The following is a 10525-nucleotide window of genomic DNA, read 5'->3' as shown; positions in this document are numbered from 1 at the left end:
TCTTGGAGGACATATCGGGCATTTACGCTGACGCGCTCGCGGAAGGTCGGATCACCGAGATCCAGCAGGCAACTGTGGAGCGCGTCCTGATCGACATCGCCAATGCGCAGGGCGGCATGGAGCGGATCAAGAACACGCCGCTGCCCAATGGCTTTCGGTTCTTCCCGAACCTCTTCACGCGTGTGTTCTGCGTGCTGCTCCCGATCGCGCTGGTCGAATCCCTGGGCCTTGCCACGCCGATCGGATCGACGCTGATCGGACTCGTCTTCCTCGCGGTGCTGAGCATCGGCGAGGATCTGACCGATCCGTTCGCCAATAGCGTCCACGATGTCCCGCTCACGGCCATGTGCCGCACGATCGAGATCGACCTTCTCCAAACCGCGGGACTTCCGGCCCCCGAGCCGCTGACACCTGATCACGGGGTGCTGTGGTGATGGGCATGCGCGCCTTGCTGCATCTGCCCGGGCTCACGATCGCGCGCGTTGGCGCCGTTCTCGTCACCGGCGTGATTGTAGGGGCGTGCAACCCGGCTCCGAGCGAACCTGTCGAACCGGCTCATGACAAGCGTGTGACGCCAAGGCTGATCGCGCAGCGCATCATGTATTGCGACGACGGCACCCGCGCCGATGTCGACTTCATCGACGACGGCCTGAAGATGGCCGTCACCTGGCTGCCGAAGGGCAGGACCGAGATCCTGCGCGCCCAGCGAACCGGTGATGAATTTCGCGGCAACCAGTCACGGGCGGTCGTGGCGGGCGGGGCGATCGCCTTCATGCGGCGCGGGAAAATCCACGTCTGTCACCGAACCCCGGAGGGATCATAGGATATGCAGGCACTGCTTTACACGCTTGCGCCTGTGCTGGCGGTCGTAATCGGCGCGATCATCGCGAGCCGCACAAAGTTAAATCCTGGCCTCGTGGCGGGGCTACAGCATCTTGCTGCCGGCGTCGTGTTCGCGGCGGCAGCGACTGAAATCCTGCCGCAGGTCAAGCATGAGGCTTCGCCCAGCGCGACGTTGATCGGCGGGGCGGCGGGCGTCGTAACGATGCTGGGTCTCAAGGCTTTCGAGGCCCGCTTCAAGGGGCCGATGGCGCTGCTCGCCGCGATCGGCATCGACATCCTGGTCGATGGCCTGGTGCTCGGCCTTGCGTTCGTCGCGGGCGAGAAGGCGGGATTTCTGCTGACGATCGCGCTGACACTCGAAGTGCTCTTCCTGGGTCTGACACTGACCAACGAGCTGGCGGAAACCTATCGCTCGCGCCTGCGCATCATCGTGATCGTCTCGGCCTTGGCGCTGCTGCTGCCGATCGGCGCGCTCGCTGCCGTTCCTGTCGCCACGCTCTCGCCGGTAATGGTCGCTGGCTTCCTGAGCTTTGGGCTGATGGCGCTGCTCTACCTCGTCACGGAAGAGCTGCTGGTTGAGGCGCACGAGAAGCCTGACACCCCGCTCATCAGCTCGATGTTCTTCGTAGGGTTCCTCGCCCTCCTGACGCTCGAGGAGATCATGGGATGAATGCGAGCAACGACAACGCGGGCACGCAGGAGCGTCGCACGCTCTGGATCGTGCTGCTGCTGAACGCAGCAATCGCAGCGGGCTTTTTCGTATCCGGCGCGTTCGCCGATTCAAGTGCGCTCATCGCCAACGGCGTCGACAATCTGTCCGACACCGCCGTTTACGCTCTCAGCCTCGTCGCGCTGACCCACGGTAAGACGTGGAAGACGCGCGCCGCGATCGCATCGGGGGTAATGCTGCTGATCTTTGCGGGCGGCATCCTGATCGATGTCGGGCGACGCTATGTGCAGGGGAGCGAGCCGATCGGACCGACCATGATGGTCATGTCGGCGATCGCCGGCGTCGTAAACTACCTCTGCCTGCGGCTGCTCCAGCGGCTCAAGGATCCGGACGTTAACCTACGGGCCGCCACCACCTTCAGCTTCAATGACTTCATTTCCAATGGCGGCATCCTGATCGCGGGCGTGCTGGTGCTGTGGCTGGGCACCAACTGGCCGGACCTTCTGGTCGGCTTCGCTACCGCCATCATCGCCATCAAGGGCGGTGTCGAAATCCTGCGCGACGCGCGCGCCGAAACCAAGAAAAGCGAAAGGAGGTCGTCATGAACGACAAGCTCGAACTCGATATTCCAGTATTGTTGCCGGACCTTCCTGACGCGGCCGACGCTTGCCTGGACCGTCTCGTATCAACCCTGTCAAAGCGCGAAGGCGTCGAGCGGGCGCATGTGATCTGCCTCGACGGCGACACGCCGGCGGCCCTGTGCATCCATTTCGACGCTGCCAAGCTGCCGCTGCCGCGCTTGCGCGAGATGGTGCGCGCCGCGGGCGCCGAAATCACCGAACGCTACGGCCATGCGATCTGGCAGGTGACGGGGATCAGCCACGAGCGTCGGGCGCGCACCGTCAGTGACGCGCTATGCGCGCTGCCGGGCGTGGTGCAGGCGAGTGCCAGTACCAGTGGGTCTGTCCGGGTTGAATATGACCGCCGCGAGACCACCGAAGAGGAGGTGCGTTCGGCGCTTCGCAAGTTGAAGGTCCGGGTGGGCAAGCGGGTCGCCGCCGACGACCATGCCGGCCATGACCATGGTCCCGGTGGGCACGGGGCGGGCGAGGAGAAACACGGTCCTGGCGACGGTCACGACCATAGCCATGCCGATTTTCTTGGTCCCAACACCGAGTTGATCTTTGCGCTCGCTTGCGGCGCGCTGCTGGGAATTGGCTACGCGATCGAGAAGCTGGCCACCGGTGCACCGGACTGGCTGCCGACCGCCTGCTACATCGCAGCCTATTTCTTCGGCGGGTTCTTCACGCTGCGCGAGGCAATCGACAATCTTCGGCTGAAGAAGTTCGAGATCGACACGCTGATGTTGGTTGCTGCCGCCGGCGCCGCTGCGCTGGGCGCATGGGCCGAAGGCGCGCTGCTGCTGTTCCTGTTCAGCCTTGGCCATGCGCTTGAGCATTACGCGATGGGACGCGCCAAGAAGGCGATCGAGGCGCTGGCGAAGCTCGCGCCCGAAACCGCGACCGTGCGACGTGACGGGCAGACCAGCGAAATCCCGGTCGAGGAGATGGTTGTCGGGGATATTGCTATCGTCCGACCAAACGAACGCCTTCCCGCCGATGGTTTCGTCATCACGGGCACGAGCGCGATCAACCAAGCCCCGGTGACCGGCGAGAGCATCCCGGTCGACAAGGTGCCGGTCGCGGACGCGGCAGCCGCCCGCGCCAAGCCCGATGCGGTCGAGGCGGAGAGCCGCGTCTTTGCCGGCACGATCAATGGCGGCGGCGCGATCGAGATCGAGGTGACGCGCCGATCCAACGAGTCCGCGCTCGCCAAGGTGGTGAAGATGGTGAGCGAGGCGGAGACGCAGAAGTCGCCGACGCAGCGCTTCACCGATCGGTTCGAGCGCATCTTCGTGCCCGCCGTCCTGATCCTGTCGGTGCTGCTGCTGTTCGCCTGGGTGGTCATCGACGAGCCGTTCCGCGACAGCTTCTATCGCGCGATGGCGGTACTGGTCGCAGCGAGCCCTTGCGCGCTCGCGATCGCGACGCCGAGCGCGGTCCTGTCCGGCGTCGCGCGCGCGGCACGTGGCGGTGTGCTGGTGAAGGGCGGTGCGCCGCTCGAAAACCTCGGCTCGTTGAAGGCGATCGCCTTCGACAAGACCGGCACGCTGACCGAAGGGCGCCCGCGCATCACCGATGTCGTGCCCGTCGACGGCACCGACGAAGGCGAGCTGCTGTCGCTGGCCGTCGCTGTCGAGGCGCTGAGCGATCACCCGCTGGCCCAAGCGATCGTCAACGACGGCCGCGAACGCCTGAATGGGCGCCCGTTGCCCACCGCTGGCGACCTCAAGAGCCTGACCGGTCGTGGCGTCACCGCGAGCGTGGATGGCGAGACGGTGTGGATCGGCAAGGCCGAGATGTTTGGGGGCGAGGGCATACCGGCGCTGGGGCAGGGGGCGCAGGACGCGATCGCGAAGCTGCGCGAGAACGGCCGCACGACGATGGTCGTCCGCAAGGGAGACCGCGACCTAGGCGCGATCGGCCTGATGGACACGCCCCGCGAAGCGGCCAAGACCGCGCTGCGCCGGCTGCACGAGATGGGTGTGTCGCGGATGATAATGATCTCCGGCGATCACCAGAAGGTCGCCGAAGCGATCGCCAACGATGTCGGAATCGATGAGGCGTGGGGCGACCTCATGCCCGAAGACAAGGTGGCCGCAATCAAGAAGCTTGCCGGCGAGGACAAGGTCGCGATGGTCGGCGACGGCGTGAACGACGCGCCCGCGATGGCGAGCGCCACGGTCGGCATCGCAATGGGCGCGGCGGGGTCGGACGTAGCGCTCGAGACGGCCGACGTAGCGCTGATGGCCGACGACCTGGCGCACTTGCCGTTCGCGGTCGGCCTGAGCCGTCATACGCGCGGCATCATCCGTCAGAACGTGTTCGTCAGCCTGGGCGTCGTCGCCTTCCTCGTGCCTGCCACCATCCTCGGCCTCGGCATCGGGCCAGCGGTGGCGGTCCATGAGGGATCGACACTGCTCGTCGTCATCAACGCGCTCCGGCTGCTCGCCTACCGCGACCCGGCGGGGAACGCGGCATGAAGTGGCTGGTCGCTTTCGACCTCGACGGCACGCTCGCGGAGAGCAAACGCCCGTTATCGGAGGATATGGCCGCGATCATCGCCCGGTTGCTCGCCGTTACCGATGTGGCGGTGATCTCGGGCGGGGACTGGCCACAATTCGAAAAGCAGGTCGCGTCGCGCTTGCCTGCGGACGCAGCGCTCGACCGCCTCTGGTTGATGCCGACCACCGGCACCAAGCTCTATCGCTTCATCGATGGGGCTTGGTGCGTGGTCTATGCCGAGCTGTTCGACGATGCGGAGAAGGCGAAGATCCGCGCGGCCTTCGACCGGGCGCTGGCCGATGCCGGCCTCGCCGATGAACGCATATGGGGCGAGCGGATCGAGGATCGCGGCAGCCAGATTACCTTTTCGGGGCTGGGGCAGGCGGCGCCGCTGAAGGAAAAGGAGGGATGGGACCGGGATCGGAAAAAACGCACTGCATTGCAGGCGACCTTGCGCGCAGTGCTGCCGGGCCTCTCGATCAATCTTGGCGGTACGACATCGATCGACGTGACGAGGGCAGGGGTCGACAAAGGCTACGGCCTGAAGCGCCTGAGCGCCGAAAGCGGCGTGCCGCTCGACGGCATGTTGTTCATCGGCGATGCGATCTTCCCCGGTGGAAATGACTATCCCGCCGTCGAGATCGGCCTCGACACGGTCAGGGTGCGCGACGTTGCGGAAACCGCCGCCGTCGTGGCCGCCATCATCGCATGTCTGCACCGGTAGGTTCGCAGATGTTCACGATCCTCGCCTTAATCACGAGCGCCTTCAAGGCGCTCGGCCCAACATTCGTTTTTAACCTCCGATTTGGAGCGATCGCGTAGAACAGGCAGGCCGGCATGTTTCAAAGCTCATGGTGGGAGATAACCACCCATATCATCAGTCTCGCCGTCGCCTACGCGCTTGCCCTTCCGGTTGGCTGGGATCGCGAGAAGGACGCCCGTAGCGCAGGCATCCGCACATTCCCGTTGGTTGCCATCGCCAGTTGCGGCTTCGTGCTGGTAGGCATCGCGATCCTCGGCCGCACGTCCCCGGCGCAGGCCAGGTTGCTCGAAGGTCTGATTTCAGGCGTCGGTTTCATTGGGGGCGGCGCGATCCTGAAGAAGGGTAGCAAAGCCTCGGGTACGGCAACAGCGGCCAGCCTGTGGGCGACTGGCGCGCTCGGGGCGGCCGTCGGCTACGGCCTATACGATATCGCCTTCATCCTGAGCTGCACCACCTTCCTGACCCTGCGCTGTTCTCGTCCGCTCAAGCGCGCTACCAATGGCGACGCCTGTACTCCGGCAAGTCCATGACGACCTCTCAGGCGAGCCGATGGACACATCCAGTGCAAGCCCTCACCCGACGTTGGGCGCCGGCGCGGACTATCCCGGCGCGGGACCGCCAACACCGCTTGCTGCGCTGGGCGACGCTGTTGGAGCGCAATCCTCACCAGATCATCGGCCTGCTGCCTCCCTCTTGGGCAGGCGGTGACGCGCGCGGCCCGATGATCGATCGGCCGAGCGCGATCGATGTCGCATGGGACGATGTGGTGCTGCGTGTGATGGGGCTGGCGGGTCGATCGCGCCGTGAAGCCAAAGCATTCTTCGGGCTGTCGGACGCGGAATTGGATCGAATTGTCGCTGGGTCGTGGCGGTGTCCGATCCGCCCCGCTTGGCAGGTCGCCGCGCGGATCAGGAACGTCGAGTGCCCGCGACTGGAAAACGCGATCGTAGGATCGGTCCTCGCCCTCATCCTCGTGTTCTGCGCCATCTTCTATTGGATCATCTGACGAGGCTGTCTTGTGTTCGACATCATAACATCGATCCTATCGGCACTCGGCGGCTTTGGCGTCTTCCTGCTGATGCTGGCCGAGAACGTCTTTCCGCCGATTCCATCGGAAGTGATCCTGCCCCTTGCGGGCTACACGGCCGCGCAGGGGCGCGGCTCGCTGTGGGTGGTCGTTATCGCTGGCACCCTCGGATCGGCCGCAGGAGCGATCCTATGGTACTATGTCGGGCGCTGGATCGGCATCGATCGGTTGAAGCGCTTTGCTTCTCGCCACGGTCGATGGCTGACGTTGACGGCGGACGAGATCGATCATGTCGATCGCTGGTTCGACCGCTATGGCCGTTGGGCGGTTCTGTTCGGACGAATGGTCCCGGGAGTCCGGACGTTGATTTCGGTGCCAGCAGGGGTCAGCGGAATGCCCCTCGGTCCGTTCCTGCTTTCCACGCTTGCCGGCTCGGCAATATGGACCGTGATCCTCGTGCTAGCCGGCTACGAGCTGGGCGAACGCTATAATCAGGTGGCGAGCGTCATCGAACCGGTCAGCAACGCCGTGCTCTTGCTGGCCGTCATTTGGTATCTCTGGCGGGTCGCGACCTTCGGGCGATCCGGGGATCGCCATTGATGAATGTCAATGGCTCGTCTCCCGTTTTTCCCGCCGGACTTTGGCTTACGGCAGCTTCGATGCTGGTCTTCGTCACGCGCTACGCCAGTGCCCTTGGCCTGGTCCCGCGAGGAACCACGTTCATTCTCATCAAGTGGATCGGGAGGCTTTACCGCATCGGGTTTCGCGCATGGCGTCGCAACGGGGGGAAGTGGCGCTGGGCCGCATCATCAAGATCCACCGCCACAAGGTAAGCGAAGCATCCTATGTACTATCTTGCAGTCAAGGCCATCGTCTCGGGCATACTAATCGCGGCAGCGTCGGAAGTGGCGAAGCGCTATCCCGGGTTCGGAGCGCTGATTGCGTCGCTACCGGTCGTCTCGGTCCTTGGCATGATATGGCTGTGGCACGACCGGCCTGATGCGATGAACATGGCGGCCCATGCGCAGGCGACCTTCTGGTTCGTACTCCCCTCGCTGCCGCTATTCCTACTGATACCAGTCCTTTTGCGTCACGGAATTGGCTTTTGGCCAGCCTTGGCCGCCGGATGCTGCCTGACCGTCCTGCTCTATATCGCGATGGTTCTCGCACTCCGGCGCTTTGGCATCGCTTTGTGATTTCCATGAACAACGAGCGGGTGAACAGAATGACAAACCTCAAGGAACGCGCGCTCATTGCCGCTGTCGCGACCATCGCTCTGACTGGATGCGGACTGATTAAACCACGGGATGCTGGCTATTTCCGTTTCCACGCGGAAGAGGCGAGGCTGGTTGTCACCCGCTGCGAGCGGGGCCAGGAAACCGGCAGCGACTGCGAGGCCGCGGCCCAGGCCGTGGCCGAGCTCGATGCGGCTGCGCGCCGGCAACCTCCGGCCAGAGCCGGACGCCAGCGCGGACATGATGCTACACTGGAGAAGGAACGTGATGATCGGAATTAACGGCACGCTCGCGCTGATGGTCGCAACGGCCGCTGGACTGACGCCACCTGCTGCGAGCGCACAGCACGCTCAACACGGTACGAGCGTGACCCGGGGAGCTGATGCGGGAAAGCGGGCCGACACGCCCGCAACCAGAGCCTACCGGGCCGCGAACGCCAAGATGCATGGCGCTATGGACGTGGCCTTCACTGGTGATGCCGACGCCGACTTCATGCGCGCGATGATCCCCCATCATGAAGGCGCGATCGCGATGGCCGAGATAGAATTGAGGTACGGGCGCGATCCCGCTGTTCGCCGGCTTGCAGCCGAAGTAGTGGCGACGCAGCGGCGCGAGATCGCCGAGATGCGGGCGTGGCTTGCCCGGCGCGAAACCCGCAAGTAGCGGCCCGAAGCCTTACCGCCGTCAATGATGGCGGCGGTAATGCCTCGGACGGGAATGACGATCATAGTGCCGATCGCGCACGTAGTGGCGAGACTGGTATCGCGGAGAGTCGGCATAATAGCCGCCACCATAATAGGGCTGCGCATAGCCATAGCCGTGATTTGACACGACCACACGTCCATGTCCGCCGTAGCTACCATGACCTGTGGAATGACGGCCACCATGGTGCTGCGCCATCGCAGTACCAGGGACCAACGAAGCCAGCAGCCCCGCTGCAATCCAAAATGTCTTACGCATGTCTACTCTCCTACCATCGGACGATAGGATCGAACGACGGCGTATTTGATATTAGGGCTTCTACTTGAACCGACACTGAACTTGATGCCGGTCAACGATACCAGAACGTGCGCATGTAGACTCAAATCTGGGCCTTTGTGGTGCCGACAGTCGAACCTTGTGCCTTTGAGCCTCTCAATCGCATGGACAACGCTGTGATGGCTGGCAGGACAAGAAGGGTCAGGATTGTCGATGTTATAAGCCCCCCGATGACGACCGTTGCGAGTGGGCGTTGCACTTCTGCTCCTGTGCCGGTCGCAAGCGCCATCGGCACGAAGCCAAGAGACGCGACCAGCGCGGTCATCAGCACCGGACGGACGCGCTCCATTGCGCCGCCCACGATCGCATCGTCGTCGGCCGCACCGTCTTCGCGATACTTTCCGATCGCACTCATCATCACGAGGCCGTTGAGGACGGCAACGCCCGATAGGGCTATGAACCCGACCGCTGCGGTGATCGAGAAGGGGATACCGCGCAGCAGCAGCGCAAACACGCCCCCTGCGAGCGCCATCGGCACCGCCGAGAACACGATCGCCGCCGACACGAAGCTGCCGAGCGCCATGTAGAGCAGGGCATAGATCGCGATAAAGCAGATCGGCACGACGATCAGCAGGCGCAACCGAGCCGATTGCAGGCTCTCGAAGGTGCCGCCCCACTCAGTATACATGCCGGCGGGAAGCTGCATCTGGCCGATCCTCGCCTGTGCTTCGTCGACGAACCCGCCAAGATCGCGCCCGCGGACGTTGATCTGCACGACCACCATCCGCTTGCCATTCTCGCGACTAACCTGGTTCAACCCCTGCGTGTAGTTGAACCGGGCGACCTGGCTGAGCGGGATCGAGCGCGCCACCTGACCCTCGGCAGTGGGCAGCATCACCGGGATCGACCCCAGTGTCTCAAGGTCATCCCGTTGCGCATCGGGGAGGCGGACCACGACGTCGAACCGCCGGTCTCCCTCGAACAACAACCCGGCCTCGCGCCCGCCAAGCGCAGCCGAGACCGTGTTCGCCACCTCCTCAACCGACAGGCCATAACGGCCCGCCGCTTGCCGATCGATCTGCACGTCGAAGGTCGGCGCGCCGGACGTCTGTTCGGCACTCACGTCACCAGCGCCCGGGATGGTGCGCATGACGGAAGCGATGCGCCGCGCCTGTTCGCTCATCGCGTCGAGGTCATCGCCGTAGAGTTTGATCGCGACGTCGGCGCGAACGCCGGCGATCAGCTCGTTGAAGCGCATCTGGATCGGTTGCTGAATCTCTGTTCGGTTGCCGATCAGCGGTTTCATCCGCTCCTCGATGCGGCGAAGGATGTCCTCCTTGCTCTTAACCTCCGCCGGCCACTCGTCCTCTGGCTTTGGAATCACATAGGTATCCGACGCATTGGGCGGCATCGGATCGGTGCCGAGATCGGCGTTGCCGTTCTTAGAGAAGACCAGCGCCACCTCCGGCAGCGTCTTCAATGCATTCTCGATCTGAAGCTGCATCTGTGTCGACTGATCGATCGACGCCGATGGCACGCGGAAGTTGGTGACGGTTATGTCCTTCTCGTCGAGCTGCGGCATGAACTCCTCGCCGAGCAAGCCAAAGCTCAGCACTGCCGCGACGAACACGCCGACACCGCCCAGAATGAAGGGCATCGGCCGAGCTACGCCCCTGCCCAGCACGGGGGCGTAGCGTTCCTTGAACCAGCGGATCGGCTTCACTTCCGTCTCGCTGACCCGGCCCTTGACGACGATCGCGATCATCGCGGGAACGAAGGTCAGCGACAGGACGAAAGCGGAGGCGAGCGCCACCATCAACGTGATCGCCATCGGCGCGAACGTCTTGCCCTCAACGCCCTGGAAGGTGAGCAGCGGCACGAAGA

13 protein-coding genes are annotated in these 10525 nt (G+C 64.1%); 12 read left to right on the top strand and 1 reads right to left on the bottom strand.

The window, feature by feature from the left end; all coding sequences use genetic code 11:
- From BGN95_RS06255 to copM, 12 genes are all read left to right on the top strand, one after another.
- Positions 1-434, top strand: a 434-nt coding sequence (locus tag BGN95_RS06255; RefSeq protein WP_286771996.1) for a bestrophin family protein, incomplete at its 5' end; no start/stop codon positions are given.
- A gap of 5 nt (positions 435-439) precedes the next feature.
- A complete protein-coding gene (locus tag BGN95_RS06250) occupies positions 440-823 on the top strand; it encodes a hypothetical protein (RefSeq protein WP_007406861.1) in 384 nt (127 codons plus the stop codon).
- A gap of 3 nt (positions 824-826) precedes the next feature.
- On the top strand, positions 827-1513 hold the full coding sequence (locus tag BGN95_RS06245) for a ZIP family metal transporter (RefSeq protein ID WP_007406853.1): 687 nt from the start codon (positions 827-829) through the stop codon (positions 1511-1513).
- Positions 1510-2118, top strand: coding sequence for a cation efflux transmembrane domain-containing protein (locus BGN95_RS06240; protein ID WP_007406859.1), 609 nt, complete (start codon positions 1510-1512; stop codon positions 2116-2118). Before BGN95_RS06245 ends, BGN95_RS06240 begins: the two co-directional genes overlap by 4 nt.
- Entirely contained in the window at positions 2115-4616 is a 2502-nt protein-coding gene (locus tag BGN95_RS06235; RefSeq protein ID WP_007406838.1) for a heavy metal translocating P-type ATPase, read from the top strand. The genes BGN95_RS06240 and BGN95_RS06235 overlap by 4 nt, the downstream gene beginning before the upstream one ends.
- Complete coding sequence (locus BGN95_RS06230) at positions 4613-5362, top strand: HAD-IIB family hydrolase (RefSeq protein WP_007406852.1); 750 nt, start codon at positions 4613-4615, stop codon at positions 5360-5362. The genes BGN95_RS06235 and BGN95_RS06230 overlap by 4 nt, the downstream gene beginning before the upstream one ends.
- Before the next feature lie 113 nt (positions 5363-5475).
- Positions 5476-5931: an MgtC/SapB family protein gene (locus BGN95_RS06225; protein WP_170172186.1), complete on the top strand. Its 456-nt coding sequence runs from the start codon at positions 5476-5478 to the stop codon at positions 5929-5931.
- Positions 5932-6029: 98 nt separating this feature from the next.
- Positions 6030-6407 (top strand): hypothetical protein, encoded by a 378-nt coding sequence (locus BGN95_RS06220; protein WP_007406863.1) that lies wholly within the window; start codon positions 6030-6032, stop codon positions 6405-6407.
- A 12-nt stretch (positions 6408-6419) separates the two neighbouring features.
- Complete coding sequence (locus BGN95_RS06215; protein ID WP_007406854.1) at positions 6420-7028, top strand: DedA family protein; 609 nt, start codon at positions 6420-6422, stop codon at positions 7026-7028.
- Between the two features lie 245 nt (positions 7029-7273).
- A complete protein-coding gene (locus BGN95_RS06210) occupies positions 7274-7624 on the top strand; it encodes a DUF3147 family protein (protein WP_018251229.1) in 351 nt (116 codons plus the stop codon).
- Positions 7625-7629: 5 nt separating this feature from the next.
- Positions 7630-7944: a hypothetical protein gene (locus BGN95_RS06205; protein ID WP_206379108.1), complete on the top strand. Its 315-nt coding sequence runs from the start codon at positions 7630-7632 to the stop codon at positions 7942-7944.
- Positions 7931-8326 (top strand): CopM family metallochaperone, encoded by a 396-nt coding sequence (gene copM / locus BGN95_RS06200; RefSeq protein ID WP_050794225.1) that lies wholly within the window; start codon positions 7931-7933, stop codon positions 8324-8326. Before BGN95_RS06205 ends, copM begins: the two co-directional genes overlap by 14 nt.
- Positions 8327-8744: 418 nt before the next feature.
- On the opposite strand, the gene BGN95_RS06195 is transcribed toward copM, so the two are convergent.
- Positions 8745-10525 (bottom strand): efflux RND transporter permease subunit (locus BGN95_RS06195; RefSeq protein WP_286771995.1); only part of this gene is annotated, 1781 nt, incomplete at its 5' end.

It is taken from the genome of Sphingomonas sp. 66-10, assembly GCF_001897045.1.
GTDB classification, from domain to species: domain Bacteria; phylum Pseudomonadota; class Alphaproteobacteria; order Sphingomonadales; family Sphingomonadaceae; genus Sphingomonas; species Sphingomonas lycopersici.
The sequence above is the reverse complement of the archived record's forward strand: the minus strand, read 5'-3'. Positions and strand labels throughout refer to the sequence as shown.

Bases quoted from the DNA above. Each gene is read 5' to 3' on its own strand.
- BGN95_RS06245 (WP_007406853.1), top strand. From the start codon at position 827: ATGCAGGCACTGCTTTACACGCTTGCGCCTGTGCTGGCGGTCGTAATC.
- BGN95_RS06205 (WP_206379108.1), top strand. From the start codon at position 7,630: ATGAACAACGAGCGGGTGAACAGAATGACAAACCTCAAGGAACGCGCG.
- BGN95_RS06225 (WP_170172186.1), top strand. From the start codon at position 5,476: ATGTTTCAAAGCTCATGGTGGGAGATAACCACCCATATCATCAGTCTC.
- BGN95_RS06210 (WP_018251229.1), top strand. From the start codon at position 7,274: ATGTACTATCTTGCAGTCAAGGCCATCGTCTCGGGCATACTAATCGCG.
- BGN95_RS06235 (WP_007406838.1), top strand. From the start codon at position 2,115: ATGAACGACAAGCTCGAACTCGATATTCCAGTATTGTTGCCGGACCTT.
- BGN95_RS06240 (WP_007406859.1), top strand. From the start codon at position 1,510: ATGAATGCGAGCAACGACAACGCGGGCACGCAGGAGCGTCGCACGCTC.
- BGN95_RS06230 (WP_007406852.1), top strand. From the start codon at position 4,613: ATGAAGTGGCTGGTCGCTTTCGACCTCGACGGCACGCTCGCGGAGAGC.
- copM (WP_050794225.1), top strand. From the start codon at position 7,931: ATGATCGGAATTAACGGCACGCTCGCGCTGATGGTCGCAACGGCCGCT.
- BGN95_RS06250 (WP_007406861.1), top strand. From the start codon at position 440: ATGCGCGCCTTGCTGCATCTGCCCGGGCTCACGATCGCGCGCGTTGGC.